26 protein-coding genes and 1 tRNA gene are annotated in these 26,061 nt (G+C 40.5%); 9 read left to right on the forward strand and 18 right to left on the reverse strand.

Annotation, left to right across the window (positions count from 1 at the left end):
* Window positions 1-124 precede the first annotated feature (124 nt).
* On the reverse strand, window positions 125-2,320 hold the full coding sequence (locus ACGHVY_RS14060; RefSeq protein WP_390599474.1) for a GH92 family glycosyl hydrolase: 2,196 nt from the start codon (window positions 2,318-2,320) through the stop codon (window positions 125-127).
* Window positions 2,321-2,611: 291 nt separating this feature from the next.
* Between ACGHVY_RS14060 and sppA the strand changes: the two genes are divergently transcribed.
* The 5 genes from sppA to ACGHVY_RS14085 all read left to right on the forward strand — a co-directional run bounded on the left by sppA (window position 2,612) and on the right by ACGHVY_RS14085 (window position 7,588).
* On the forward strand, window positions 2,612-4,390 hold the full coding sequence (sppA, locus tag ACGHVY_RS14065; RefSeq protein WP_390599475.1) for a signal peptide peptidase SppA: 1,779 nt from the start codon (window positions 2,612-2,614) through the stop codon (window positions 4,388-4,390).
* 10 nt (window positions 4,391-4,400) lie between these two features.
* The gene (gene lpxK / locus ACGHVY_RS14070) at window positions 4,401-5,531 is read left to right on the forward strand and encodes a tetraacyldisaccharide 4'-kinase (protein WP_390599476.1); all 1,131 of its coding nucleotides are present in this window, start codon (window positions 4,401-4,403) and stop codon (window positions 5,529-5,531) included.
* The gene (locus ACGHVY_RS14075; protein ID WP_308746639.1) at window positions 5,494-6,303 is read left to right on the forward strand and encodes a purine-nucleoside phosphorylase; all 810 of its coding nucleotides are present in this window, start codon (window positions 5,494-5,496) and stop codon (window positions 6,301-6,303) included. Before lpxK ends, ACGHVY_RS14075 begins: the two co-directional genes overlap by 38 nt.
* Before the next feature lie 16 nt (window positions 6,304-6,319).
* Window positions 6,320-7,354, forward strand: coding sequence for a thiamine-phosphate kinase (thiL, locus tag ACGHVY_RS14080; RefSeq protein ID WP_308746640.1), 1,035 nt, complete (start codon window positions 6,320-6,322; stop codon window positions 7,352-7,354).
* 161 nt (window positions 7,355-7,515) lie between these two features.
* Window positions 7,516-7,588 (forward strand) — tRNA-Phe (locus ACGHVY_RS14085).
* A 199-nt stretch (window positions 7,589-7,787) separates the two neighbouring features.
* On the opposite strand, the gene ACGHVY_RS14090 is transcribed toward ACGHVY_RS14085, so the two are convergent.
* From ACGHVY_RS14090 to ACGHVY_RS14115, 6 genes are all read right to left on the reverse strand, one after another.
* Window positions 7,788-8,783, reverse strand: a complete 996-nt coding sequence (locus ACGHVY_RS14090; protein WP_390599313.1) for a transposase — start codon at window positions 8,781-8,783, stop codon at window positions 7,788-7,790.
* On the reverse strand, window positions 8,749-9,081 hold the full coding sequence (locus ACGHVY_RS14095) for a hypothetical protein (RefSeq protein WP_390599314.1): 333 nt from the start codon (window positions 9,079-9,081) through the stop codon (window positions 8,749-8,751). Before ACGHVY_RS14095 ends, ACGHVY_RS14090 begins: the two co-directional genes overlap by 35 nt.
* Window positions 9,082-9,166: 85 nt before the next feature.
* Window positions 9,167-9,304: a hypothetical protein gene (locus tag ACGHVY_RS14100; protein WP_390599477.1), complete on the reverse strand. Its 138-nt coding sequence runs from the start codon at window positions 9,302-9,304 to the stop codon at window positions 9,167-9,169.
* A gap of 66 nt (window positions 9,305-9,370) precedes the next feature.
* A complete protein-coding gene (locus ACGHVY_RS14105) occupies window positions 9,371-9,853 on the reverse strand; it encodes a cold shock domain-containing protein (RefSeq protein WP_308746642.1) in 483 nt (160 codons plus the stop codon).
* 54 nt (window positions 9,854-9,907) lie between these two features.
* Window positions 9,908-11,032: a DEAD/DEAH box helicase gene (locus tag ACGHVY_RS14110; protein ID WP_308746643.1), complete on the reverse strand. Its 1,125-nt coding sequence runs from the start codon at window positions 11,030-11,032 to the stop codon at window positions 9,908-9,910.
* A 372-nt stretch (window positions 11,033-11,404) separates the two neighbouring features.
* Complete coding sequence (locus ACGHVY_RS14115; RefSeq protein WP_308746644.1) at window positions 11,405-11,707, reverse strand: RNA-binding protein; 303 nt, start codon at window positions 11,705-11,707, stop codon at window positions 11,405-11,407.
* A gap of 282 nt (window positions 11,708-11,989) precedes the next feature.
* On the opposite strand from ACGHVY_RS14115, the gene ACGHVY_RS14120 reads away from it, so the two are divergent.
* Window positions 11,990-12,757: a LuxR C-terminal-related transcriptional regulator gene (locus tag ACGHVY_RS14120; RefSeq protein WP_390599478.1), complete on the forward strand. Its 768-nt coding sequence runs from the start codon at window positions 11,990-11,992 to the stop codon at window positions 12,755-12,757.
* Between the two features lie 37 nt (window positions 12,758-12,794).
* Here the strand turns inward: ACGHVY_RS14120 and ACGHVY_RS14125 are convergent, their stop codons facing one another.
* A complete protein-coding gene (locus ACGHVY_RS14125) occupies window positions 12,795-13,379 on the reverse strand; it encodes a phosphoglycerate mutase family protein (protein ID WP_390599479.1) in 585 nt (194 codons plus the stop codon).
* Between the two features lie 141 nt (window positions 13,380-13,520).
* On the opposite strand from ACGHVY_RS14125, the gene ACGHVY_RS14130 reads away from it, so the two are divergent.
* On the forward strand, window positions 13,521-15,584 hold the full coding sequence (locus ACGHVY_RS14130; RefSeq protein ID WP_390599480.1) for a HelD family protein: 2,064 nt from the start codon (window positions 13,521-13,523) through the stop codon (window positions 15,582-15,584).
* An 84-nt stretch (window positions 15,585-15,668) separates the two neighbouring features.
* Window positions 15,669-15,980: a DUF1905 domain-containing protein gene (locus tag ACGHVY_RS14135; RefSeq protein WP_390599481.1), complete on the forward strand. Its 312-nt coding sequence runs from the start codon at window positions 15,669-15,671 to the stop codon at window positions 15,978-15,980.
* A 316-nt stretch (window positions 15,981-16,296) separates the two neighbouring features.
* On the opposite strand, the gene ACGHVY_RS14140 is transcribed toward ACGHVY_RS14135, so the two are convergent.
* The 7 genes from ACGHVY_RS14140 to ACGHVY_RS14170 all read right to left on the reverse strand — a co-directional run bounded on the left by ACGHVY_RS14140 (window position 16,297) and on the right by ACGHVY_RS14170 (window position 23,173).
* Window positions 16,297-16,656 (reverse strand): hypothetical protein, encoded by a 360-nt coding sequence (locus ACGHVY_RS14140; RefSeq protein WP_390599482.1) that lies wholly within the window; start codon window positions 16,654-16,656, stop codon window positions 16,297-16,299.
* 17 nt (window positions 16,657-16,673) lie between these two features.
* Complete coding sequence (locus ACGHVY_RS14145; protein ID WP_390599483.1) at window positions 16,674-18,494, reverse strand: C10 family peptidase; 1,821 nt, start codon at window positions 18,492-18,494, stop codon at window positions 16,674-16,676.
* Window positions 18,495-18,630: 136 nt separating this feature from the next.
* Window positions 18,631-18,828 (reverse strand): hypothetical protein, encoded by a 198-nt coding sequence (locus ACGHVY_RS14150; protein ID WP_390599484.1) that lies wholly within the window; start codon window positions 18,826-18,828, stop codon window positions 18,631-18,633.
* A gap of 300 nt (window positions 18,829-19,128) precedes the next feature.
* Window positions 19,129-19,836 carry a TIGR02757 family protein gene (locus ACGHVY_RS14155; RefSeq protein ID WP_390599485.1) on the reverse strand — a complete coding sequence of 236 codons (708 nt, stop codon included), beginning with the start codon at window positions 19,834-19,836 and terminating at the stop codon, window positions 19,129-19,131.
* 42 nt (window positions 19,837-19,878) lie between these two features.
* A complete protein-coding gene (locus tag ACGHVY_RS14160) occupies window positions 19,879-21,171 on the reverse strand; it encodes an MATE family efflux transporter (RefSeq protein WP_390599486.1) in 1,293 nt (430 codons plus the stop codon).
* Window positions 21,172-21,567: 396 nt separating this feature from the next.
* Window positions 21,568-21,792, reverse strand: a complete 225-nt coding sequence (locus ACGHVY_RS14165) for a winged helix-turn-helix domain-containing protein (RefSeq protein ID WP_390599487.1) — start codon at window positions 21,790-21,792, stop codon at window positions 21,568-21,570.
* Window positions 21,793-22,009: 217 nt separating this feature from the next.
* Window positions 22,010-23,173: an IS4 family transposase gene (locus ACGHVY_RS14170; protein WP_002561845.1), complete on the reverse strand. Its 1,164-nt coding sequence runs from the start codon at window positions 23,171-23,173 to the stop codon at window positions 22,010-22,012.
* 266 nt (window positions 23,174-23,439) lie between these two features.
* On the opposite strand from ACGHVY_RS14170, the gene ACGHVY_RS14175 reads away from it, so the two are divergent.
* Window positions 23,440-24,297 (forward strand): GyrI-like domain-containing protein, encoded by an 858-nt coding sequence (locus ACGHVY_RS14175; protein WP_390599488.1) that lies wholly within the window; start codon window positions 23,440-23,442, stop codon window positions 24,295-24,297.
* Between the two features lie 134 nt (window positions 24,298-24,431).
* On the opposite strand, the gene ACGHVY_RS14180 is transcribed toward ACGHVY_RS14175, so the two are convergent.
* From ACGHVY_RS14180 to ACGHVY_RS14190, 3 genes are all read right to left on the reverse strand, one after another.
* The gene (locus tag ACGHVY_RS14180) at window positions 24,432-24,797 is read right to left on the reverse strand and encodes a VOC family protein (protein WP_308747227.1); all 366 of its coding nucleotides are present in this window, start codon (window positions 24,795-24,797) and stop codon (window positions 24,432-24,434) included.
* 95 nt (window positions 24,798-24,892) lie between these two features.
* Window positions 24,893-25,696, reverse strand: a complete 804-nt coding sequence (locus ACGHVY_RS14185; protein WP_390599489.1) for a DUF6597 domain-containing transcriptional factor — start codon at window positions 25,694-25,696, stop codon at window positions 24,893-24,895.
* 101 nt (window positions 25,697-25,797) lie between these two features.
* Entirely contained in the window at window positions 25,798-25,965 is a 168-nt protein-coding gene (locus ACGHVY_RS14190; RefSeq protein ID WP_390599490.1) for a hypothetical protein, read from the reverse strand.
* Window positions 25,966-26,061 lie beyond the last annotated feature (96 nt).

Consider the following 26,061-nt stretch of genomic DNA (forward strand, 5'->3'; position numbering starts at 1 on the left):
GCCGTCACAGCATGTTCAGACAAGGGATAATTCTCACTACAATGAGAATAAATACTCATAGGTATGAGAAAAAGTTCTCACTGCAATGAGTATTTTTTCTCATCGCAGTGAGAATACTTGAGAATTACTTCATTTTATACACCAACGTCCCACCCTTCACAATATCTTCATGTGATATTGAATTCTTTGTGTAGGGTTCTCCATTCAGCGTTATGCTATCCACATACAGATGTTCTTTAGACAAGTTCTCTGCAATAACCGTGAAAGTCTTTCCATCAGCCAGATGCAATACCATCTTCGGCAATTGCGGAGCACCGAATACATATTCTCCGCTCACCGGATCTACCGGATAGAATCCCATTGCGCTAAGCATATACCAGGCTGACATCTGACCACAGTCATCGTTTCCACAAAGTCCGTCGGGTTTATTCTTGTATTGGGTGTCGAAGATTTCACGAACCAGCTCTTGTGTACGTTCCGGACGACCGGCCAATGCATATAAATAAGTGACATGATGGCTCGGTTCGTTGCCGTGGGCATACTGCCCAATCAAACCTGTCACATCCGACAGGCTTTCACCTTCGAGCTTAACTGTGAACAAAGAATCCAACTTGTTCAGGAAAGGCTTTTCACCGCCAAACAGACTGATTAATCCCGGTACATCATGCTGTACATGCCAGGTATATTGCCATGCATTCCCTTCAGTATAGTCACCGCCAATACTTTCGGAATGTCCCAACGCACTTGGATTAAACGGAGCTTTCCAGGTTCCGTCAGCCTTACGCGGACGCATAAATTGAGTTTCCGAATCGAAGAGGTTCTTATAATAATCCGCACGTTTTGCGAAATAAGCGGCATCTTCCTCTTTTCCCATACGGCGTGCCATGTCGGCGGCGGCATAATCATCATACACTGATTCCAGGGTAGAAGATACCGATTCCGCTTTTATCAGGTCGGTCGGGAAATATCCGTATTTTGTATAAACTTCCCAGTTCGACTTCAACGGATGAGAGACTGTCTGAGTTTTCTTTATCATATTGAAAGCACGTTCGGCATCAAAGCCACGGAATCCCTTACGATAAGCCTCAGCAATGACCGATATACCGTGATTGCCAATCATACAGAAATTTTCTTTTCCCCATAATGCCCAGATAGGCAGGAAGCCCTGTACTTCACCTTGTTCTATCAACGAATTTACGAAACCATCCACACGTTCGGGAATCACTAATGTATAGAACGGATGAGCGGCACGATAAGTATCCCACAGAGAGAAAGTAGAATAGAAAGTTCCTGTTCCGGCTTTCACAATGGAGTCGGCAGCATTACGGTACATGCCGTCTACATCCGAAATCTGATTCGGCTGGATTAGCGCGTGATAGAAACAGGTATAAAAATTGGTCTTTTCGTCATCAGTACCGTCTATTTCAATACGGCTCAGATAATTATTCCATTCATTATGAACGGCAGTTTTCACTCCGTCAAAGTCCCACGCAGGAATTTCGGCTTCCAGGTTCTTTTTTGCTCCATCCACGCTGGTAGTAGAAAGGGCAACTTTCATCATCAGTTCTTCACCCGGTTTCATGTCGAAAGTAGCAACGATACGTTTTCCTTTTTCTGTTTCTCCCATTGGAAGATAAAGAGAGTCTACGACAGGACGATTGAATTTCATCACAAAGAAATAATCCTGATCCACCCATACGGTATTATTGACATGCCCGGTCAGTGTCTGCGCGTCTTCCCAGTTTACTTCGCAACTGTTCACTTGTGAATGATACTGTTCTTCTCTCCATGCAGGCCCATGCTGCAAGTCAATCAGGACAGAAGCCGAATCGGCTTTATGATAAGTGTAACGATGCAGAGCTGCATGAATAGAAGCAGTCAGTTCCGCTTTCACCTGAGGATCTGAAAGTTCAACCGTATAATAACCCGGAGTAGCGGCTTCTTTATCTTTTGAGAAGTGACTACGATAGGCATCCCATGCACGGGTACGTGTACCTGTTACCGGCATCACCAGGATATCACCCAAATCCATGCATCCTGTTCCGTTCAAATGGGTCTGAGTGAATCCCCAAATCAACGTGTCCTGATAAACATACTCAGAACAGTATCTCCAGCCGACTGCACCTGTCACGGGACTAGTCTGTACCATTCCGAAAGGATAACACGCACCGGGAAATGTATGACCGTTATCAGCAGCACCAATAAAAGTATTAACGTATTGGGCATAATCCTGCGTTGCCATTTTTTCTGTCGGAGTGCAGGAAGAATAAAAAAACAAACTAGCCAAAGCAGCAGTCATCAAAGGGATTTTTCTTTTCATGCAAATATAGTGTTAAGTTAATGTCGCATTACATACATGAGTATTTATCATTCTTTTCATAATAGTATGATTCAATGTATGAATAGTTGTGCCACAAAATTAAAGTTTTCTTCCCATTTAAAACGAGTGTATACTGACAAATATACTTAAATTTTAAACAAAAGAAGCGCTGATTTATACAGATTCATTGTGATAAAACAAAAATTCGTACGACTTATTGAATAAATATCAACTCAATTATTTATCTTTGTTAGCTTAATAATAAGCTGGCGCAAAAAAACAATAAGTACAATGAAAGATTTCTTGAAATTCACACTTGCCACAGTGACAGGTATCATTTTGTCAAGTATTGTATTATTTATTATCAGTATGGTAACGCTGTTCGGTATCATGTCTGCTTCGGATACAGAAACAATAGTAAAAAAGAATTCTGTAATGATGCTCGACTTGAACGGTACGTTAGTGGAACGTACCCAAGAGGATCCGTTGGGCATTTTATCACAGTTATTCGGTGACGGGTCTAACACATACGGACTGGACGACATTCTCTCGTCTATCAAAAAGGCTAAAGAGAATGAAAATATCAAAGGAATTTATTTGCAGGCCAGTTCATTAGGCGCATCCTACGCTTCCTTACAGGAAATCCGTAATGCGTTACTTGATTTTAAAGAAAGTGGAAAATTTATCATTGCCTATGGCGACTCTTATACCCAAGGGCTTTATTATCTGTCCAGTGTAGCCGACAAAGTATTGCTTAATCCCAAAGGGATGATCGAATGGCGCGGCATCGCTTCCGCTCCTCTCTTTTACAAGGATATGCTTCAGAAAATCGGTGTGGAGATGCAAATATTCAAGGTAGGAACCTATAAATCTGCCGTGGAGCCGTTCATTGCTACTGAAATGAGTCCGGCCAACCGCGAACAAGTTACAGTTTTCATCAACTCCATTTGGGGACAAGTGACGGAAGGGGTAGCTGCCAGCCGTAGTCTTCCAGTCGATTCTCTCAATGCTTATGCAGACCGCATGTTAATGTTCTATCCGGCAGAAGAGAGCGTGAAATGCGGATTGGCCGATACACTGATTTATCGTAATGACGTACGCAACTACCTCAAGGAAATGGTGGAAATAGATAAAGATGACCGTCTTCCCATATTAGGACTGGCGGATATGATAAATGTGAAAAAGAATGTTCCCAAAGATAAAAGCGGTAATATCGTTGCTGTATATTATGCATCCGGTGAAATTACGGATTATCCCGGATCCTCTGCTTCCGAAGAAGGGATTGTAGGCCCTAAGGTAATCCGTGATTTACGTAAATTGAAAGAAGATGACGACGTGAAAGCTGTTGTACTTCGTGTCAATTCTCCGGGTGGAAGTGCTTTTGCTTCTGAACAAATCTGGCATGCTGTAAAAGAGTTGAAAGCCAAGAAACCTGTTATCGTTTCCATGGGCGACTATGCAGCATCGGGGGGGTATTATATCTCTTGTGTAGCCGACACGATTGTTGCGGAACCCACAACCCTGACCGGCTCTATCGGTATTTTCGGAATGATTCCGAATGTCAAGGAATTAACAGAAAAAATAGGTCTGACATATGATGTGGTAAAAACCAACAAATACTCAGACTTCGGTAATATTATGCGTCCTTTTAATGAGGGTGAGAAGTCATTGCTACAAATGATGATTGCACAAGGATATGACACATTTGTCGGCAGATGTGCCGAAGGACGCCATATGACAAAGGAAGCAATCGAAAAGATTGCCGAAGGACGTGTGTGGACGGGCGAAACAGCCAAAGAACTGGGATTGGTAGATGAACTAGGAGGTATCGACAAGGCATTGGACATTGCCATAGCCAAAGCAGGTATTGAAGGATATACTGTCATATCTTATCCTGCCAAGCAGGATTTCCTGTCTTCTCTATTCGACACAAAGCCGACTAATTATGTAGAATCACAACTTTTGAAAAGTAAATTAGGAGAGTATTACCAACAATTCGGCTTACTGAAAAACTTAAAAGAACAATCCATGATTCAGGCACGTATTCCGTTCGAACTGAATATTAAATAAACCGTATTGCATGGACGAGCACTTTTTCAAAATACATAAATGGCTATATCCTGTTTCGTGGTTATACGGAGCAGGGGTAATAATGAGAAATAAACTCTTTGACTGGGGATTGCTCCGGTCGAAGAGTTTCGATGTTCCTGTCATCTGTGTCGGCAATCTGGCCGTAGGCGGAACAGGCAAAACCCCTCATACCGAGTATTTGATAAAGTTGCTTCATGACAGTTACCAGGTGGCTGTACTAAGCCGGGGATACAAACGCCGTACACAAGGCTACGTGCTCGCCACTCCCCAAAGTACCGCCAGGACAATTGGTGACGAACCTTATCAGATGTACACCAAGTTCCCATCCATCACGTTGGCCGTTGACGAAAATCGCTGCCATGGAATAGATAAGTTGCTTGCTCTGAAAGAACCGATAGTAGACATTGTGCTGCTGGACGACGCTTTCCAACATCGCTATGTCAAACCGGGACTAAGTATTCTATTGACAGACTATCACCGTCTTTTCTGTGACGACACGCTACTTCCGGCAGGTCGTTTGCGTGAACCGGTCAGTGGAAAGAACCGGACGCAAATCGTCATTGTCACCAAATGCCCTCAGGACATCAAACCTATTGATTTCAATATTATCACCAAACGGTTGAACCTTTATCCGTATCAGCAGTTATTCTTCTCATCGTTCCGTTATGGGAATCTGCAACCTGTATTCCAACAGGGAGTTAAAGAAACTGCCGCAAATGTAATTCCGGCAAACAAAGAAATTTCTTTGTCTTCACTAACGGATACGGATATATTATTAGTAACCGGCATTGCATCTCCTGCCCCTATCCTGGAAAGACTGGAAGATTGTACAAAACAAATAGAAACATTATCTTTTAGCGACCACCATGATTTCACTCACAAAGAAATGCAACAGATAAAGGAACGGTTCAAGCGGTTGACAAGCGAAAAACGGCTGATAATCACCACCGAAAAGGATGCGACACGCCTGGTCAACCATCCGGGACTGGACGAAGAGCTGAAACCGTTTATCTATGCTTTACCTGTTGAAATTGAGATATTACAAAATCAACAAGATAAATTTAACCAACATATTATTGACTATGTTAGAGAAAATACAAGAAACCGCAGCTTATCTTAAAGAGAAGATGCACACAAGTCCCGAAACTGCCATCATTCTTGGCACCGGACTTGGCAGTTTAGCAAACGAAATCACCGAGAAGTACGAAATAAAGTATTCGGATATCCCGAACTTCCCGGTGTCTACCGTCGAAGGTCACAGCGGCAAGCTGATTTTCGGAAAATTAGGCAATAAGGATATTATGGCCATGCAAGGCCGTTTCCATTATTACGAAGGTTATTCGATGAAAGAAGTAACTTTCCCTGTACGCGTGATGCGTGAATTGGGTATCAAAACTTTGTTTGTATCCAATGCCAGCGGTGGTACGAATGCGGACTTTGAAATAGGTGACCTGATGATTATCACAGACCACATCAACTACTTCCCCGAACATCCGCTTCGCGGCAAAAACATACCTTATGGTCCGCGTTTCCCGGATATGAGCGAAGCATACAGCAAAGAACTGATTCGCAAGGCGGACGAAATTGCTGAAGAAAAAGGAATCAAGGTGCAACACGGTGTATACATCGGTACACAAGGACCTACTTTCGAAACTCCGGCTGAATATAAACTATTCCATATCTTAGGTGCTGATGCCGTGGGTATGTCTACTGTTCCCGAAGTGATTGTAGCCAACCATTGCGGAATCAAAGTTTTCGGAATTTCCGTTATTACCGACTTGGGAGTAGAAGGGAAAATCGTAGAAGTAACGCACGAAGAAGTCCAAAAAGCTGCTGACGCCGCCCAACCGAAAATGACGACTATCATGCGTGAACTTATCAACCGTGCCTAAACATTAAACCCGATTTATGAGAACTGAAATAGCTACTCTCGGTGAGTTCGGTCTGATCGACCGCCTCACCGAGGGAATCAAACTAGAAAACGAATCCAGCAAATACGGAGTAGGCGATGATGCCGCTGTCCTCTCCTACCCGTCCGAGAAACAAGTATTGGTGACCACAGACTTACTGATGGAAGGCGTACATTTCGACCTGACATACGTTCCTTTGAAACATTTGGGATATAAGTCCGCGGTAGTCAATTTCTCCGATATTTACGCCATGAACGGTACTCCCAGACAAATAACGGTATCTCTCGGACTATCCAAACGTTTCAGCGTGGAAGATATGGATGAGCTCTATGCAGGTATCCGTCTGGCCTGCCAGCAATATAATGTCGATATTGTAGGCGGAGACACAACGTCTTCCCTTACAGGACTTGCCATCAGCATTACCTGTATAGGCGACGCGGATAAAGACAAAGTAGTCTACCGCAACGGAGCGAAAGAAACAGACTTGATCTGTGTCAGTGGTGACTTAGGTGCTGCCTATATGGGACTGCAACTTCTTGAGCGTGAAAAAAGTGTATTAAAAGGTGAGAAGGACATGCAACCGGACTTTTCCGGCAAAGAATACCTGTTGGAACGCCAACTGAAACCTGAAGCCCGTAAAGACATCGTCGAGAAACTTGCTGCCGCCAACATTATCCCGACTTCCATGATGGACATTTCTGATGGTTTATCATCGGAGCTTATGCACATCTGCAAGCAAAGCAATGCCGGTTGCCGTGTTTACGAGGAACATATCCCTATTGACTATCAGACTGCTGTCATGGCAGAAGAGTTCAATATGAACCTGACCACTTGCGCTATGAATGGCGGCGAAGACTACGAACTTCTTTTCACCGTACCTATCGCCGACCATGAGAAAGTATCGCAAATGGAAGGTATCCGCCTCATCGGTCATATCACCAAACCGGAATTAGGTTGTGCTTTGATAACCCGTGACGGACAAGAATTCGAACTGAAAGCTCAAGGATGGAATCCTTTAAAAGAAGATAAATAAAATATTCAGCATACAGCTAAAATATTTTCAATCTATATAACACTGATAATAAGCCTACTAACTTTTTATCAGTGTTTTTTATTTCCAAAAGGCTTGCAGAATCCAAAAGTTTCACTACCTTTGCAACCGCAAAAGAGATATTACCGGAACGAACAGCACAAGGTGCCATAGCTCAGTTGGTAGAGCAAAGGACTGAAAATCCTTGTGTCCCCGGTTCGATTCCTGGTGGCACCACTATCGATTCGGTAATAAAAAAATCCCTTGAACTTTCAAAAGTTCAAGGGATTTTTTTATTCTTCTTTTTGCATCTACAAGCACTATACTTTAGAACTATGTAGTTTCTTATAAATCTCTACACGAGCATCTATTTCTGCTTGAGTCAAATGTGCAGGAAGTTCAATAGTAGTTCGGGCGCATGGTAATAAACCTGTGTTTATGCGTATAGATTGCAAAGGCGGAAGATAAAGAATTTAGTATCGTTGACACCGTGTAGTTTGGCTCTGAATGCCTTTATTTTAGAGTTGATGGACTCGGCGGATGCGTTTGTAGATCGGTTATCAAAGAAGTTTATTATTTCATCGGAGTGTTCGTAAAAGGTAGCAGCGATGGTGTTGAAAGACTTAAAACCTGATTCAGCCACCTTATTATACCAACGAGCAAGATTGAGCCGGGCGGTATCGGGAGTGGATTTCTTGCTAGAAAATATTGCTCTGAGATGCTGAGATAACCAGTATGCCTCTTTAAGATCAGGATAGAGCGAGAACATCAGATCAATGCGCTGCCGTTGGGATTCAGTCCATTTATCAGGGGATTTGAACAATGCATAACGTCCACGGGCAAGTAGCTCCTTGAGAGTGTCGCCATTTGGAAGCCGTTCAGGCACATACTTCTCGCCTGATAATTTTGCTTGTTCACGCGCTTCGGTATCAGCATTTACGGCGTCCCAGCGATGCTTGATGCGTATCTCCTGCACGGCTTCCAGCGCCAGCTTCTGAACATGAAAGCGGTCAATAACGCGCTTTGCCCTAGGGAAAGCATAGCGGCATATACGGTGCATGCTGTCGGCCAGATCAAGAGTTATCTCAATCACCTTGTTGCGCAGACGACTGTTAATCTGTCTTAATGCGTGCAGTACCGTATCAGAGTCAGTTCCAAGTACTATGGCCACTATGGAATGTTTTCGCCCGTGAGCTGCTTTGTTGGTAACAATCGTATATAGTTCGCCATTACTCAATGATGTCTCATCAATACTCAGGTGTTCTCCGATGTTTTCAGGGAAGACACGCCATTGCTCGGCATGTAGTCCCTCTGCGGTGTCTTTCCATTGCCAGTAACCGCTCAGATGGCGTTTGTACTGACGCTCGAACAGGTCTCCGTCAATATCGAAGAACCACTCAAGAGAGCGGCCCGTAATCGGGTATCTGTCCAAGCATACCTTTTAAAAAAGCCGCGAACTCTTTCGAGAAGCGGGTGCCTTCAGCTACTATGTCCCAGCGTTTTGAAACGCTCTTACCTGTCTCAATCTCAACCCAACGGCGACGCTTGACGTGAAAGGTCATCTTCCGGCCTCTGACCGGGTAGTCCCGCACTGTGCTTTCCTCGTAGAACCCGTTGGGACGTAGCTGTCCGGCCTCATAGCCGTCAACTCCATTGTCACGTTCTTCCAGTGTCACATCAAGTGTTTCTTTGGTTTTTTCAACCTTGACCACTTCAAAGTATTCAACCATTTCCTCGGGCAGCAGGCACTCGGCCAGTTCTATATACGGATTCTTTTCCATTGCAGTTCTTTTTACTTCTGCAAAGGTAAAAATTTCATCTCACATACACAGGTTTATTACCATGCGCCGTAGTTCGGGGAGTTATTGCTACCTGCACTACATCCCCCAGACCTTTTTTATACTCCTTGATTGCATTTTCAGTAAACTGATTGGATGAAATAACATCACGCATAATATTACCTTTTTTCATATCTCTTTTTTTGTTTTCATTCTATACACAAGCAGAATATAAATCTCCTTATTCAGATTCAGCTTGCACCAATTTTTCCGGTTTAGGTTTGTTTTCCAAACATATATTGACTGCATTCATCCCTTTTACTCCACGCTCAAGGTCAAATGTAACAATATTATTTTCTACAATATTACCAACGACATTGTTTACATGAAAAAAGTACTTCTCAACCCCGGAAAGATCCTTTATAAAGCCAAACCCTCTCGACTCATTAAAAAACTCAACCCGCCCTCTCAAAATAGTCGGCTCTTCTTCCTCTTTTTTGGGAGTTGCTATGATTATTTCATCTGGATTAATCTCTTCCTTTTTAATATTATCAGCCGGTGGAGTTGAGGTAATCATCCCATTCTCATCCACATAAGCAATCATGTCATCAAAACTACTAGTACCTGATAATTTCTTGCTTTCTTTCTTCTTTAGTTTTTCTTCTCGTTTAGCAATTCTTTTCTTTTCATTTTCACGTTTACCAACTGTCATGGATTTTGCCATAGAATTTATATTTAGTTTTATATTATATTTAAAAGATAGTGTAAATTGCTGATTTTAAATAATAAAATCAGCCTTATTTATTTTTTTCCCCGTCAGTTTCTGGATATCATTGACGAGTTTGCGCTCTTCCTGCGAACAAAACGTAAGTGCTGTCCCTTCATTTCCCGCCCTTCCGGTACGTCCGATACGGTGTACGTAAGTTTCGGGTACGTCAGGAAGATCATAATTGATAACCAATGGCAATTCATTAATATCAATCCCTCTGGAAGCAATATCAGTTGCCACCATTACCCTTGTTTTTCCTGATTTGAAGTTTCCCAACGCAGACTGCCTGGCCGCCTGACTCTTATTTCCATGGATAGCCTGACTGCCGATTCCTGCTTTACCCAATATTCTGACAATCTTATCAGCATTATGTTTCGTTCTCGAAAAGATTAACACCGATTGCTCTTCCGCCTTTTGCAGAATTGAAATTAAGAGTTGACTCTTCTCCTTCTTTTCTACAAAATAAATGACTTGCTTAATTGAATCTACCGTAGATGATTTCGGTGTTATATAAATCTTCACCGGATTCTTCAACAACGATTTAGTTAATGCAATAATACTATCCGGCATTGTCGCAGAGAAAAACAAAGTCTGTTTTTCTTTCGGAAGCTTTGGCAATATCCGCTTAATATCATGAATAAATCCCATATCGAGCATACGGTCTGCCTCATCAAGCACAAAATATTGTATCTTGTCCAAACGTATATGCCCCTGGTTCATCAAATCGAGCAAACGCCCCGGAGTCGCAACCAGAATATCAATTCCTTTATTCAACATATCAACCTGCGGACGCTGATTCACACCACCGAAGATAACCCCATGACGAACACGGGTATATTTTGAATAATCATCGATACATTCACTGATTTGTAAAGCAAGCTCACGGGTAGGAGTTAATATCAAAGCTTTGATACCTTGACACTTACCAGGCTCTTTGTTTACCTGTAAATGCTGAATGATAGGAATCGCAAACGAAGCAGTCTTTCCTGTTCCTGTTTGTGCACAACCTAATATATCTCTTTTCGCCAACGCGGCAGGAATAGCTTTTTCCTGAATAGGAGTCGGCACAGTATATCCTTTTTCTTCAATTGCTTTTAAAATCGGTTCGGTTATTTTTAAATCTTTAAATGTCATAAATGTAATTTGCTATACCTGTACTTACGCCGGAACATCTGAAAACATTTCATGCAAATGTTTACGATAATGCCGACACGATTATCAATATAGACTTTGTGATATAAATTATTAAACTTACGCTCTTGATTTTCAAGAGTCTTCAAATTGCAATAAAGCCTAATAATTCTTCTTTAGACATGAAAAGATCAGGAGCTGGGGTATCCTAGTTGCACTACACAGAGAAGTGAGAATTAGCAGAACTTAATTGTTAGATGATTTTCTTTTCCGGCTGTCGGGTAAACAGCCTCCGCAGATAATCATAAAGGCGGATATAAAGACTTTATAGAAAAGCAGAGGAAAACTTCCTTCTGCTTTTCCCAAGTCCGGATATTAATATCTTCTGGAATTGTTGTAACCACCTCCACGGCTTCCACCGTATGACGGTTTCTCAGCGCGAGGACGTGCAACGCTTACTGAAATAACTTTTTGGTCGTATTCTACGCCATTCAATTCGTCAATTGCCTTTTGTCCTTCTTCATCGTTCGACATTTCTACGAAAGCGAATCCTCTGGATTTACCAGTTTCTCTATCCATAATTACTTTAGCTGAAGAAACTTCTCCAAACTCTGCAAATAAATTTGTTAAGTCCGCATCGTTTGTACGATAACTTAAACCTGCGATGTAAATGTTCATTTAAACTCTTATTAAAATAAATACTAAATTGGAGTGAGGAGGATAATTACAGAAAAGGCCTACTTACTAATAAAATATTAAAAGGAGAACTATACGATAATGATTCGTAACTCAAACTCTGGGAACAAAGATAATGTAATAAATCTGAAAAACACGTTTATATCCATTCTTTTTCGGAAGAAAGACGATAATTATCATTTATTAGCACGTTGGGTATTAAAATATCTCTATTTTTGCCACAATCCAAGTAATAAACCGTAATCCACCGACTCACTATCTTATATGAAAACGACTCATGTCACCCGCGAAGAAATGTGGGCAAAGCAATGCCTGTCCGCTACCGACATTGATTACACCGTGTGGGAACAGGATAAATCCATGCTTCACCAACTCTCTAAAATCAGTCATAGCTGCACGTTCGTTGTCGATATGTATAAATGCAGATATGCCTACGCCTCTCCTAATTTCGTTGATTTACTAGGATACGACCGCCACAAAATAGAAACACTAGAAAGGCAGGGCGATTACTTGGAATCACGTATCCACCCGGATGACCGTGCACAACTGGCAGCATTACAGGTTACGTTAAGCCAGTTCATTTACAGCCTTCCCCTCGAACAACGGAATGAATATTCCAATATTTACAGTTTCCGTATACTTAATGCCAGGCAACAATATATACGCGTCACCAGCCGGCATCAAGTATTAGAACAAGACCGTAACGGAAAAGCATGGCTTGTAATAGGCAATATGGACATTTCACCCGACCAGCAATATTCCGAAACAGTAGATTGCACAGTTCTGAATCTGAAAAACGGGGAATTCTTCTCTCCTTCCTCTCCGCTCACATCTTCTACCAATCTCACTAATCGGGAAATAGAGATATTACGGCTTATTCAAAAAGGACTGTTAAGTAAAGAGATTGCAGACAAGCTATGTATCAGTATTCACACAGTTAATATCCATCGACAGAATCTATTACGTAAATTAGGTGTGCAAAACTCTATCGAAGCTATTCACTTGGGACAACAAACCGGGCTACTAAGTTAATTAACTCATACACCTTTTTTCAAAGCTGCTAATCTGTCTAAGGCATCCATTCCACCACACCTATCACCGGATGTTGCTTTCTCCATTCCACAAATTCCGGATAACTCTGCACACCATCCCGAATAACAGCCTGATAATATTCTATCCCCATAATCTTCTCCGAATCAGGAGTCTCATATTTCAATCTCAGAATCCCCTCTTTTGTTTCCTCCGTCAGAACACTGGAAATCCGTTCAGCCACTTTCTCAAAATATCCATCATATCGGGAACCTTCCTGAATATGAATCATATCAATCTGCCAAAGTTCACCTTCTGCATTCTGATACCAGGCATGCCACTCGATACATGCCTCAACGGTATGTAATAAATTCACGTATTCTATCCGCTTGACAGATTCATTTTCCGCCAGTTTCTCCATTGCCCGAAAACTATCCGCCAAGGTCACAGTAGAAGTATAAATATGGAAATCAATATCCCGGTGTTTCATCAACAGCCCTGTGCGCAAAGAACCCACCAAGTTAATCCGGGCACCTATACTCTCCCATATCGGAATAATATTCGTTTTCTCCACTATCTCCCATGCTTTCTGCTGATTCCGTTCTGCAATATCGAGGATATTCATCTTTCTTTTTTTTAAGTTGAGTATGCAAAAGTAAGAAAAAGGCCTAATATATAGCTATAAATAACTATTTAATACTCGGACAAATCAACCTAACTTTGCCACCCTTTCAATAAACTTTTAATGCTCAAACGAAGTTTTCATATGATATTCAACAGAACAGAAAAACAAGAGAAAGAATACTTACAACAGGTAATCAGTATCATTAATGCTACGATAAACAGTACGAACAAGTCGGTCAAGGAGCACGTGGATACCTTGCAGGAATACAAAGACTATCTATGGTCGAACAAAGATATCGATCCTCATGAAATCCGTTCCATGCGCGAGAGTATCTTACATCATTTTGCACGGGGAGAAAATGTAATTGACAAACGCAACCGCCTGAGTAAAATACTAGATATTCCCTATTTCGGACGGATAGATTTCAAGAAAAGGAAAAACGAAAGCCAGTTCCTACCTGTCTATATAGGAATACATACATTCTTCGATTTCAATAACAAGAGAAACCTGATATACGATTGGCGGGCACCGATTTCGAGTATGTTCTACGATTATGAGTTGGGCGAAGCGAGCTATTCTTCTCCGGCAGGCGAAGTTCATGGAGAAATTTTACTCAAACGCCAATACCGTATCCGTAAAGGGAAAATGGAATATATGATTGAAAGTTCCGTTACTGTCCACGATGATATCCTGCAAAAAGAACTCAGTTCCAATGCGGACGATAAGATGAAAAACATCGTCATGACTATTCAGCGCGAGCAGAACCGGATTATCCGTAATGAGGCTGCCCCTGTACTCATTATACAGGGAGTTGCCGGTTCAGGGAAAACTTCCATTGCGTTACATCGCATTGCCTACCTGCTCTATGCGCAAAGAGGTCAGATCTCCTCAAAAGACATTCTAATTATCTCGCCTAATAAAGTGTTTGCCGACTACATCTCCAATGTCCTTCCGGAACTTGGCGAAACAACTGTGCCGGAAACCAGTATGGAGCAAATCCTCTCCACAGTCCTCGACAATAAATATAAATATCAAAATTTCTTTGAGCAAGTGACGGAACTACTGGAAAAGCCGACTTCGGATTTTATCGAACGGATACAGTACAAAGCCTCTTTCGAGTTCATATCACGGCTCGATAAATTCGTTCTTCACATAGAAAACAACTATTTCAAAGCGACAGATGTAAAACTCACCAAGTACATCACCGTTCCTGCCGGATTTATCAGCGAACAGTTCAAGCGATTCCACCGTTACCCTATACGTCAGCGGTTTGAGACAATGACAGATTACATTCTGAAAATGATGAAACTACAATATAATTTCACTGTTACTACTGCAGAAAAGAATCTGCTGAAGAAAGAAATTAAGAATATGTTTGCAGGAAGCAATGATCTGCAAATCTACAAAGACTTCTTCGAATGGACAGGAAAGCCCGAGATGTTCAAAATGCGCAAGAATCGTACATTAGAATATGCAGACTTAGCAGGTTTAGCCTATCTACATATCGCACTTAATGGGAACAACACCCAATCATACGTTAAACACCTTCTGATAGACGAGATGCAAGATTATTCTCCCATACAATACAAGGTGATTCAAAAACTATATCCCTGCCGAAAAACAATTCTGGGAGACGCTGCCCAGACCGTAAATCCTTACGGTTCTTCCACTGCCGATATGATTCAGAAAGCATCTACAACAGGAGAAATAATGAAACTTTGCAAAAGCTACCGTTCTACTTTTGAGATTACCAACTTTGCACAAAAAATTCAACCGGACAATGAGTTAGAACCTATTATACGCCATGGAGAACAACCAATAATTCTTCAATTCCAAAATGTTGAAAAGGAAGTTCTCGGTATCTCAGACTTAATAAACTCTTTCAAAAACTCCAATAACACATCATTAGGAATCATCTGCAAAACCGAATCCCAAGCAAAAGGACTTGCTCAAAAACTCCAGATTTATACCAACGACTTCTCACTATTGTCAAATCAAAGCTCCGCTTATGTGAAAGGAATTATCATCACTTCCACCCACATGGCAAAAGGATTGGAGTTTGATGAAGTAATCATTCCGGAAACAGATGATAAGAACTACCATTCTGACATCGATAAAAGCATGCTTTATGTGGCAGTGACAAGGGCTATGCACAAACTAACTTTGACTTATTCCGTCTCTTCTCCCAAGTGTCGATTCCTGTAATAGGATAGATGTAGTAGCAAACATCGGAAATTAATTGAAATAGGAAATAATAGGAGATTAGCTATTATTTCCTATTTTTGCACAATGGAAAATAATGGAATAAAATACGAGTTTACCACAAAAGTATGGAATTACTCATCGACTGTTGGAACAGGCGGTTGGTACATAGCCTGCCTGCCGAAAGAAATGTCCAAAGAGATTAGAGAGAGTCTCGGATTCTTAGAGGAAGGCTGGGGACGGTTGAAGATAACAGCCAAAATCGGCAATACCCAATGGGAAACTGCAATCTGGTTTGACACGAAACTTGATACTTATTTACTTCCTCTCAAAGCAGAAATCAGAAAAAAGGAAAAAATCGTAATTGATAAAGAGGTAGAGATTATGATTTGGATTTAAGACAGACAATGGAAGAACTCCAGGAAAAGACAAGAGCCGCCTGAATAATCTTTTTTAACTTTCTTCTATTGTACTGTTCTTCAAGTATAGTCTCAAAACAACTATTCCATTTATACTATTTGGCTTATATACATTCATGAATGTATATAAGCCAAAACTCAATATGCAAACGAAATTTTAATACATTTCTAATCAAATAAATTACATTCTATTCCAATAAATCAAAAGCAACAAATTTCGGACACCCTCTTTACACAAAAACATGAGAACACTACATCCTTCTCTGTTGCATTTTCGTAAGAAGCATTTTAATTAACTAGAAATCAGATAAATCTATCCGAGATATTCCCTCAATACTTGGCAATATAATCCCATCAGTCTGCTGAACTTTTATAATAACGATACGTTTCTCAGCAGTCTGATATATATGTGACGGAGTATTTTTTCCCGCAAACATTTCAGACTTGCCATCTCCCCATTGGATATTACCAGACAGTTTACTGCCTGTAAGTTCCAAAAAACCGAATGAATTACCACTATGCTCTATTGTTACAACGCTATAGTCTTTAAAAGGATCTTCTTCCGGTCCCTCCTGCAAGATATCCTCTCCACCACTACAAGAATATATCATAAAAAAAATCAAAGCTAGTCTTATATATTTCTGTATTGCCTTCATATTCCTCTATTTTTATATTAATTACCTATTACAAAACGTATTCTTTTTTCCTCATATTCATCTTCATCCTCTATCTTTTTTCGAAGTATAATGACATACTCTCTATCAGTCAGCTCACTTGTATCAATCCGAATCTCCGGATTATCATCATCAGTAATTCCCGAAAATACCACTTTATTAGTCAACGAGAGCAGCTGATAGTCTACCCGAGGATAAGTTCTTAAACTAATCCTCTTATTTTCCTTATCATAAGCAAAACTTGTCATTTTCTCCAAAGGTATATCTTCCTCCTTGAGAATAATTTCAGATCTCAGCAGTGAACCACCTCTCAGATAGTCCCAATCCTCTGAATATTTACCTTTATAATATACTCTAATTCGATCTCCTGCCTTTATTGGTAGAGTAATCTTACAAGAACAGTCTGTTATACAGTTTTGATGGGAATCCGCCGGAAACCGAACTGGGATTTTTTCAGAAATATATTCTTTTATAGTTCCGTCCTTGTCTGCCAAAGCTATCCTCAAGTTTCCGTCAAAAACTGACCGCCCTATGTTGTTGATAGCTCCTATACTTATTTTAAATTCTTGATTAGTCTGAATATCATTAGCATCTATTACAAGCCCCTCATAATACACCCCATTCACTTCCTTTCTGACAAGAACCAAATTATCTGTAAAAGCAGAAGTCCCATTTTTGTCTGGTATCAAATCAAAAAAAGCAGCCTGTTCTTGAGTGTATCCACCACTAGAACTGCCAGAACCTGGATTGGAAGGATTCATAACGGTCAATAAGTAATATCCATTCGAACTGCCACTCCACCCCCAATTAATATGATAATAATTTTCCTGTGTATAACCATCTACTACAAACATATGCCCTCCACCGGATTTTGTGGAACCTGTATATAGAATTGGTCTTCTTGCGTCAAGTTCTTTCCTCAACATCTGATGCCATTCACTCATAACACGAGTTGCCCTGTTTTGCATATGAGCTCCTTTATTATATTTCATATAGGTTATCATGCCTTCTAGTGCATCCTTATAATACGCCCACGTAGACTTCTTACCAAATTGAGACTTTGAAATAATACCACAATCATATATAAGAGTTGCAACTTCATCCTTTATATCGGTATCCGAGTTCTTATCAACTCTTACCGGCATTTTACTCCAGACATAAGGACGTTCAAAAGTCTTGCTTGGTATCTGTGTGTTCTTATCAGCCTGTAGAACATAAGCAGGTGTAGTTCCTACTCCCTTATCCGGCCATTGATAATATTGCATAATAATCGCCATTGCAGTAGACACACAGCCAGTAATTGCCTTTCCGGCACTAGTTGTTGGCGACAACCTGTTGAAAGGAGCTTGCTGGTCCCACAAAGCAGTAGACAATTCTACTATTGGTGAGCCAACAGCATCTGAAGCTCGTGTCCAAAACTTCGAAACATAAGAAGTACCCATAACATGTTCCTTCCGAGCTGCATTAATTTGATTACGCAATCCGTTCATCCAGTCAAGTAAATTAGGAGGCATATTTTCAGCTACAAAATGATTCGAAAAAGAATATCCTAATATTGGCATGGAAACATCATCTCCTGATACAATCACAAAACCGTCACTATCCATACGGTTAAATACATAAAAAGCAGGAGTAGTTACACTTCTCGTAACAATATTTTCACCATCCCATACCAACTGAAGCTGAGGTGTTCCATTACGAGTCCGCATCTTTGCACTAAAAAAATCTACAGCTATTTCTCTTGCCTGCTCTACAGTAATTTCATTAGCAAGAAGAAATTTTGAGGTAAATAATATAAAAAACAAAAATATGTATTTCATAAAAAAGTATGATTAAGTTCACATTACAGTAGTTAAAATTTGACAGTAGACTGTCACGTCAGTAAGAGAAAACGACCCAATATCTTATCAGTTGTTATACCTTTACTGCCCCCTCCCTTTACCACTACACTAGCACCTATAATAGACCCTCCATTATCTGGTTACAATACCAACCACCAACCTTGCTTTTTTGCAGCACAATACCTGTTATAGCAACTGTACTCTTCGTCGCATAATTCTCAGAATAAAATGCCTGTTGTTCAAACACATAAGACATTACTAACTGACAACCCCATTTTTGAGGTATCTTCATTGGAATAAGAAAATCTTTCATCGTATTTAAAATTAAGTTACTATAATGATTAAAAATCCATCAAATCGATATAAAACAATCTGGCAAAACTGTTTATTCACACTTACAAATGTAATCTGAAAGAAAAAAATTGGAAACTAAAAACGTACATAAGAGGTATGAGATTCATACCCACAAATATCCCATTCTATCGTTGTACAAAAAGACTCTATTTTTGTACAAAAAAGCCCCATCACAAAACCAGTCTTACAGATAACAACGTATTAACAGTTTTGTGATTTTTCGGCTATAATCGAAAAATTCATTTTATCAGGTCAGGCATTAAATCTCCCCATTCACCCCTAAGCCGAACAAGGCGAAATCGCCCAGGCAAGGGTCATCCGGGAAAACCTCAGCCAATGCTGCCGTTATCTGACGGGCATTTTTTAGAGAGAAGGTTTCTGTATCCGTCAACTTGAAATAATGGGCCACCCGGCAGACGTGTGTATCCAAAGGAACAATCAGTTCTTTACGGTCAAAGCTCTTCCAAATTCCAAAATCAACTGCCGAATCCCGGCGAATCATCCAACGCAAAAACATATTGAGTTTCTTTTGAGGACTTTTAGCGGATACTTCAAGGAATGAGCACAACTTTTCCATAGGTATTCCTAAGTACGTATTCAAGGCTTCCTCCAAACTTTCAAACTGTGTATAGGCTGCATATAATCGCCGGAAGTATCCATAAAAATCGGCATACGACAGCATACGATAGAAGCTACTGGTTACTCCCGAAGGGAAATCGACCTCCCACTGGCGGGACAGTACATACTGATAAGGCGAATCCCCCATCAACCTGTGCAGTTCGTCCGCTTTCTTCAATATCTGTTTGCGATTGCCGAAACTCATAATTGCGGTCAGCAAGCCACTGATTTCAATATCCTGTTTCAGCGTATAGCGATGAGGGAATTGTACCGGGTCGCTTGTTATAAAGTCTGCGCAATGGTAAATCTCCGCACACATCAAAAGTTTATTCTTTATATCTTCAGTCATTTTGAGAATGTATCTAGTATTGAAAGTGCAAAAGTACATATTCTAGCCGGATTTCTTCTTTAAGTAGATAACGGATTGTATTCCCAGGAGAATAACAAACAGGTATTCCGCCGTCATATACACAGTGAGGGAAGCATGGAAATATTCACTCAACAGATACAGGTAAATCAGATACACCAGGATAGTGACTAATTGGAAAACAAATGCAAGCTGTGTCTTTCCCGTACCCGTAACAGCATTGATATAAACATATCCGGGCAATGCAAATATATAATTCAACAACATGACTATAAAAGGACAGAAGGCCAGTTTTACCAAATAATCATTATTCGTATAGAATCCGATAATCCATTGATTGCCCCAAAGAGCTAGCACTATCAATGGAAGTCCCACAGCATAACCCAATTTAAGAACTTTACGGCAGACGGGGAAAAGTTCTTTCCCCTGCCCTGCCCCAATCAGATTGCTGACTAATGAACCGGTGGTGGATGCAAAAGAGTTGACTATCACAAAGAAAACGGTAGACACGCTACGGGTAATATTGGAGATGGCAAGTTCTGTCTTTCCCAAATGTTCGATAGCTACGAAGAACAGGAACCAGGGAGCAACGCTGATAAAGGCATGGAGCATACTCCAAACTGAAAGTCTTAATAATTTCATTAACAACTTCCTGTCGTAGACTATTTTTAATCCATATTTCACTTTGTCTATCTTCGTCCACATATATAATAGAAGAATGACAAAGGCTCCAAGCTCTGCTAAAGAAGAAGCCATAGCTGCTCCTGATATGCCAAAATTCAGTTTGAAAATTAGTAAATAGTTAAAAGGGATGTTGATGCAGATAGCTGTAATGGCTGCTACGGATAACGCCCTGGTATTTGTTATCCCTACCAGAAAGGAGCGTAAAGCTAAAAAAGGAAATGAGAATAACAGTCCGAAGCTACGCCAGTCCAGATACTGAATCACTGCTTGATAAATTTCATCAGAAGTAATCAACTGTCGCAGGATTAAGGGAGAGACAAAGTGGAGCAGCAGGCAAAGAATGATTGCCAACCCTGACAGAAAATATAAGCCCTGAAAAAAGGTACGCCCTGTCTCTTTATAGTGCTTTTCCCCGTTTCTACGGGCAATCATCACCTGCATCCCGATACTGAACCCGAAGCCCAGCATATAAACGGCCAAATAATAGATTCCGGCAAGTGCGGACGCTCCGAGTTCGACTTCTCCCACATGCCCCAGAAAGACAGCATCGGTGATATTGATTAATTGTTCCATAAGTATGCTCATCATCACAGGAAAGTTAATGAGCCATATTTGCTTATATGTATAATTCATCGCTCAACTTAAAAATAACACGATACAGCATACCACATTCTCATAGCAGTACACAGTTTCGCAAGTTTATAAAAATGGATATAAAACTCTTTGACAGGCGGAAAGTTGCCTGTCGGATAGCTGAATAGCCTTATTAAAAAAGTATGCTATTCGTTGAGCGCAGCTATATACAGAGTTTCATAAATAGATGAATATTGTTGGTTTATCAATCAATTACATCACAAAGGTAGCAAATTTTATTTTGAATCTCCATCTATAAATACAAAAGAGGGCGACCACGCACCCTCTTTTAAATATTAACCTCTTCAAGTCCGAACTTAACTTATAGTATTTTGTATCGACATTTTATATTATAAGTTAATAGAACATCAAAGACATCTCTTTACAAAATCCATACTATCCAAAACTGAAAGGAAATGTGCTTTCGTCGGATAAAGCTATCAATCCATTTTTTCGTTGAATACAAATTTTGTTCTCTCTTGCCAGCCAACCGGCAGCTAATGCTGTACTCTCTACGCTAAGGTTTAATCTTCTCGCCAATTCTGGTATTGAAATTTCACCAAATTCCTTTAGGGCGCACCAGACCTTTCCGGCGTTCGTCCCTACTATTCTTTTATCCATGGCTATTATTTATTTAATAATTTGGTTACAATATAGCGATTTTAGCAATAGATTATAATCAAAAGAGCGTTTTTTATTCCAGGTTTTGACATTATTTAAAACATCAAAATCCATATCACCGCAAACGGTTAAAAATATGGTCATTTTATATACATTTATACCATACTTAAATACACAAAATCACTAGTGTCCCGTTAAAATCGGGACGAGTTATTAATTAATCAAATAATCCCGGAATAAGGGGATTAAATTGTTCTTTGACATCATTGAAATTAGTCTTATTAAACAGCTCTTGTAAAGGCGTTTTATCTGTTAATGAGATGCTAAGAATCTGCAAGACCTCATAAGTTGAACGATTCAGTTGCATATCATATTGGACAATAGCTACTAAACAATAGGTGATGATAGCAACACTAATCTGTATTCGAACCGCATTCTCGGTAGTACCCCAGAACCTTTTTATCTTAAGGTGTTGTTTCAGCCATTTGAAGAAAAGTTCCACGAACCATCTTTTCTTATAAAGATTGGCAACATCAAGTGCAGATATGTGTTTGGCATTCGTCAGGAATGTGAATTCACGATCATCCTCTTCATCATAGAAACGGATGACTCTGAATGATTCAGGATACTTCTTTTCAGAAGTGTACCCTATCAGTTTCACTTCCGCATCTGAAAGGATATTCTTCGGCATTCTACGCTTCCATTTACAGAACTTGCATTTCAGATTAGACTTCGCTCTGACTACAAAGAAAGAACCTGTAAGATGAATCCGATAAAGTTCTTTAAACGAGTCATACGCTCTGTCAAATATATAATAAGCATTTGGCTCATAATTAATTGCGGACATTTCTGTTGAATCATGCCTGGATGCTGTAGTTACTGTATAAAAGGCTGGAAGTTGTGCTTCTATGTCATAAAGGACATGAGCCTTAACTCCACCTTTTTTCTTACGGAACTTCGCCCAAGGGAATGTAGCCAAACATAAAGGAATCGTAGTGGAATCAAACGCATACTTCCTTCCTGGAATATCCAAGATGTGAGTCGATCGTTTTTCACATGCTTCCTTCATCATATAGAAAGCAAAATCTTCGAAGATTCTGTAATCCCGATTCTGATTGGCAGATGCAAGCGTAGTTTTGGCAATGGGCTCACGACCCAATCCCAAATGATAACGCTTTCCTTGATGTGCTTCCAAAGCTACAATCAAGTCACGAAGACTTTCACGATTACTGAGTTGACCGAACATCATTGCAAGTAACTGACTCCAGCAAGTGAAATGTTTCACATAACGATTGCCATCATACTTGTCTACAAGTCTTCTGAACTTATCATTGTTCAAGAATTCTACTAACTGAGCGAAAACATATTTATCTTGGTTCATTTGAGGTCACCTTAATTGACCTCAAAGGTATGATTTCAAATCGTCGCGCCTAAAAAGTAGTATCTAATAGACTATATTTCAATTATTTCAAAGAACTATTTATCCACTTTTACGGGACAGTAATGACACAAAATATTTAAATAAATTATCAAACAAAGAAATAGAAAAGCATCGTCAACAAATAGATATTCTACAAATAAGCAATATCGGACAAGTCTGTTCCCTTTTTTACCAGTACCTTTGCAAAGTGAAATAACAATCAAACTATGCAACAGAAGAAAACAACGAAAGAAGAGTACCAAAAGTGCGTAAATGTCGTAGTGGAATATATCAATCAGCATTTAGGAGAAGATATTGATTTAAAATCGCTGGCCAAGGTTTCTAATTTCTCTCCTTTTTACTTTCACCGGATAATGAAAGCATTTCTCGGTGAACCGATTGGTACGTTTATTGTCCGGACGCGGACAGAAGCTGCCGCACGCCTGCTCCGCTACTCGGATATCCCGATTGCCGATATTGCCTATCGCATCGGATATTCGTCTCCCTCTTCATTGTCGAAAGTATTCAGGCAGTTTTATGGGATTTCACCTTTAGAGTATCGAAACAATAAAAACTTTGTAATTATGAAACCAGCGATTATCAGACCGGAATTGGAACTGAAAAGTGAGATTAAGAACGTACCTGCAAGAAATGTGATTTATATTCGTCTGTCCGGCGACTACAAACTAAATGATTATGGCGGCACCTGGGGACGGTTGTGGCAGTTTATCAAAGAACAAAACCTGCCAATGGGGGATTTCAGCCCACTTTGCATCTATCACGACGACCCCAAAGTGACACCTGCCGAGAAGTTGCGTACAGATGTATGTATGGTAATGCCTGTTCAGGTAGCGCCTAAAGGTGACGTAGGATTCAAGACGCTTCCTGCCGGACGTTATGCTATTTTCCTTTATAAAGGGCCGTACGACAACCTGCAAGCAGTGTATGACACTATTTACGGAAAATATCTGCCCGAAATGGAATGTACGTTGCGCGACGAAGCCAGTGCCGAACGTTATCTGAACGACCCGTGCAAAACGGCTCCCGAAGAGTTGTTGACGGAGATTTATATTCCGGTGGAATAAAATGGAATAAGAAGTATAAAATGCAGGTGCGCCGTTTTGTCCTGGCACACCTGCATTAACTTACCCATTCCATTCTCAATGAATGGGAATTACGATGTACAGATAATCTTCCTCTCCTTTATCTGTTTTATCAGTTATCTGTCGGCATAAAGCCCTACTCTATTTCCCTCACTATCGGTAAACAGGGCAAACCATCCTCTGCCTTCTACCTCTATTTTCGTTTTAGGCATCACGACTTTTCCACCTTTCTGAAGCACCTTGTCTAATGTCAGGGTAATATCTTCACAATTAAAAGAGATAATCACCCCTTTCTCCGAAGGAAGATAATCCGGCGCGTAGAAAATAGCTCCGGCCGTTTCCCCTTCTTCGGTGAAACACGCCATTTTTTCTTCTTCACACTCAAAAACCGGAAGTTGCACATCCAGCACCGTTTCATAAAAATCGACAGCCCGACGAAAATCAACAGAAGGAATCTCGAAAAATGCAATAAACTTTTTCATTTTGTTTCTTTTTTATGGTTACTACTAAGCCTTTGCAAAGACATTGCAAAAGTAGGGCAACCCGTCGGGCCCTGATAGGAAAAAAGGGACATCTTCTAAAGTTCGGAGAAATAATCGGAATAGGGAGCACAGACTCCAAGATATTCGGCAGGCGTATAGCCTGAAAAGAGCTTGAACTCCTTTATCATATGCGACTGGTCGGAGAATCCGCACTCATAGGCAAGCCGGGCGAAAGGAACTGCCGGATTCTGTTGCAACAGGAACAGCGCACGCTGCATACGCACAATACGGATAAATTCTTTAGGAGTCGTCCCCACGTAATCGGCGAAAACCCGACCGAACTGCTTGTTGCTCAGGCAAGCCGCTTCCGACAACTGCGAGATTTGAATCTGTGGCTGACTATTGATTTCTTGAAAGACAGCGGACATTCTCTTCAAATTGTATTCGGAAAAAGAATATAAACGACGGAGAAAGAATTGTTCTATCAGACGGATACAAGCCGTATTGTCGGGAGTATCAGCAACTTGTTTCGATAAGTCCGAGAGTCCGGTATCTCCCACCTCATCCATAGACACATTCTGCCCGTGAAACAAATTGACGGGAATATGAAGCAACACCTTTGCCGCATAAGGCTGAAAGACAACTGTTATCATCTCTATCCTTCCCATAGACACCACATCGGAAAAGCCGACCGACTGCCCGCAAACAAACGACTGCGGCTGCAACCGCGATTCGTTCTGCAAAAAGAGCCGTTTGCCTTTGTGAAACACAAGTTGGATGCAACCGATAGGCAGAGTCCGCTCGGAAACAGTATCCGCCGCATCATCCTGCAATATCCAGTAATGCCGGATATAAGGAGCCAATACGGAAACAGGAGTGATAATTTGAAATGATTGCATACGGCAGATTTTCTACTTTTTAAGTTATAACCGTTTTTTAAGTTACGACTGCAAAAGTAGAAAGTTTGCCGGATTATGTATTGTAAAAATGGGACATTCTTTTATTTGAAGGGTTCGCTGATGTCTACGAATTTATTCAGGACATGGACATCGGACTCGTAAGAATTACCCGCCTCGGCAGGAGTGTCAATAACAAAGTTGCCACTACATCCACACAGCAGGATGAGAAAAAGTAAAAAGCCTAGTTTAGTTAATTGCAGATTCTTCATAACATACAGGGTTTGGTTATCTTTTCCTATTTCATAAAATAGTTTAGTTTTATGGCAACAAAGTTATGGGAAAGAAAATAAAAAAGTCTTGAACGA

The organism is Bacteroides sp. f07 (assembly GCF_042854785.1).
Classification (GTDB): domain Bacteria; phylum Bacteroidota; class Bacteroidia; order Bacteroidales; family Bacteroidaceae; genus Bacteroides.

Excerpts from the sequence above, each read along its gene's own strand:
- ACGHVY_RS14120 (WP_390599478.1), top strand. The coding sequence starts at position 11,990 with ATGAAAACGACTCATGTCACCCGCGAAGAAATGTGGGCAAAGCAATGC.
- ACGHVY_RS14190 (WP_390599490.1), bottom strand. The coding sequence starts at position 25,965 with ATGAAGAATCTGCAATTAACTAAACTAGGCTTTTTACTTTTTCTCATC.
- lpxK (WP_390599476.1), top strand. The coding sequence starts at position 4,401 with ATGGACGAGCACTTTTTCAAAATACATAAATGGCTATATCCTGTTTCG.
- ACGHVY_RS14170 (WP_002561845.1), bottom strand. The coding sequence starts at position 23,173 with ATGAACCAAGATAAATATGTTTTCGCTCAGTTAGTAGAATTCTTGAAC.
- ACGHVY_RS14150 (WP_390599484.1), bottom strand. The coding sequence starts at position 18,828 with ATGAAAGATTTTCTTATTCCAATGAAGATACCTCAAAAATGGGGTTGT.
- ACGHVY_RS14135 (WP_390599481.1), top strand. The coding sequence starts at position 15,669 with ATGGAAAATAATGGAATAAAATACGAGTTTACCACAAAAGTATGGAAT.
- ACGHVY_RS14140 (WP_390599482.1), bottom strand. The coding sequence starts at position 16,656 with ATGAAGGCAATACAGAAATATATAAGACTAGCTTTGATTTTTTTTATG.
- ACGHVY_RS14060 (WP_390599474.1), bottom strand. The coding sequence starts at position 2,320 with ATGAAAAGAAAAATCCCTTTGATGACTGCTGCTTTGGCTAGTTTGTTT.
- ACGHVY_RS14100 (WP_390599477.1), bottom strand. The coding sequence starts at position 9,304 with ATGCGTGATGTTATTTCATCCAATCAGTTTACTGAAAATGCAATCAAG.
- sppA (WP_390599475.1), top strand. The coding sequence starts at position 2,612 with ATGAAAGATTTCTTGAAATTCACACTTGCCACAGTGACAGGTATCATT.
- ACGHVY_RS14075 (WP_308746639.1), top strand. The coding sequence starts at position 5,494 with ATGTTAGAGAAAATACAAGAAACCGCAGCTTATCTTAAAGAGAAGATG.
- ACGHVY_RS14160 (WP_390599486.1), bottom strand. The coding sequence starts at position 21,171 with ATGAATTATACATATAAGCAAATATGGCTCATTAACTTTCCTGTGATG.
- ACGHVY_RS14175 (WP_390599488.1), top strand. The coding sequence starts at position 23,440 with ATGCAACAGAAGAAAACAACGAAAGAAGAGTACCAAAAGTGCGTAAAT.
- ACGHVY_RS14125 (WP_390599479.1), bottom strand. The coding sequence starts at position 13,379 with ATGAATATCCTCGATATTGCAGAACGGAATCAGCAGAAAGCATGGGAG.
- ACGHVY_RS14095 (WP_390599314.1), bottom strand. The coding sequence starts at position 9,081 with ATGGTTGAATACTTTGAAGTGGTCAAGGTTGAAAAAACCAAAGAAACA.
- ACGHVY_RS14130 (WP_390599480.1), top strand. The coding sequence starts at position 13,521 with ATGATATTCAACAGAACAGAAAAACAAGAGAAAGAATACTTACAACAG.
- ACGHVY_RS14115 (WP_308746644.1), bottom strand. The coding sequence starts at position 11,707 with ATGAACATTTACATCGCAGGTTTAAGTTATCGTACAAACGATGCGGAC.
- ACGHVY_RS14110 (WP_308746643.1), bottom strand. The coding sequence starts at position 11,032 with ATGACATTTAAAGATTTAAAAATAACCGAACCGATTTTAAAAGCAATT.
- thiL (WP_308746640.1), top strand. The coding sequence starts at position 6,320 with ATGAGAACTGAAATAGCTACTCTCGGTGAGTTCGGTCTGATCGACCGC.
- ACGHVY_RS14145 (WP_390599483.1), bottom strand. The coding sequence starts at position 18,494 with ATGAAATACATATTTTTGTTTTTTATATTATTTACCTCAAAATTTCTT.
- ACGHVY_RS14105 (WP_308746642.1), bottom strand. The coding sequence starts at position 9,853 with ATGGCAAAATCCATGACAGTTGGTAAACGTGAAAATGAAAAGAAAAGA.
- ACGHVY_RS14155 (WP_390599485.1), bottom strand. The coding sequence starts at position 19,836 with ATGACTGAAGATATAAAGAATAAACTTTTGATGTGTGCGGAGATTTAC.
- ACGHVY_RS14165 (WP_390599487.1), bottom strand. The coding sequence starts at position 21,792 with ATGGATAAAAGAATAGTAGGGACGAACGCCGGAAAGGTCTGGTGCGCC.
- ACGHVY_RS14185 (WP_390599489.1), bottom strand. The coding sequence starts at position 25,696 with ATGCAATCATTTCAAATTATCACTCCTGTTTCCGTATTGGCTCCTTAT.
- ACGHVY_RS14180 (WP_308747227.1), bottom strand. The coding sequence starts at position 24,797 with ATGAAAAAGTTTATTGCATTTTTCGAGATTCCTTCTGTTGATTTTCGT.